The 290-nt window shown below is 62.8% G+C and carries 1 protein-coding gene; it reads right to left on the bottom strand.

The features are described 5' to 3' along the window. Nucleotides 1-290, bottom strand: a 290-nt coding sequence (locus EN852_RS39615; protein WP_145994166.1) for a molybdopterin-dependent oxidoreductase, incomplete at both ends; no start/stop codon positions are given.

The raw sequence follows: 290 nt of genomic DNA, 5'->3' as shown, positions 1-290 counted from the left end.
CTTGCGGATGCGGGCATTGAGCACAGAGGCCTCGAAGCGCGGATTGGCTCCGATGATCAGCACCGCGTCGGCCTGCTCGATGCCTTCGATGGTCGGGTTGAAGATATAGCTGGCGCGTCCGAGCGCCGGATCGAGCGCGGCGCCGTCCTGGCGGCAATCGGTGTTCTTCGAACCGAGCGAAGCCATCAGGAGCTTCAACGCAAAGATTTCCTCGACCGCCGCGAGATCGCCTGCGATCGCGCCGATCTTCTCAGGCGTCGTCTTCGACACCGCGTCCTTGATAGATGCGA

It is taken from the genome of Mesorhizobium sp. M2E.F.Ca.ET.209.01.1.1 (assembly GCF_004010375.2).
Lineage (GTDB): Bacteria > Pseudomonadota > Alphaproteobacteria > Rhizobiales > Rhizobiaceae > Mesorhizobium.
The sequence above is the reverse complement of the archived record's forward strand: the minus strand, read 5'-3'. Positions and strand labels throughout refer to the sequence as shown.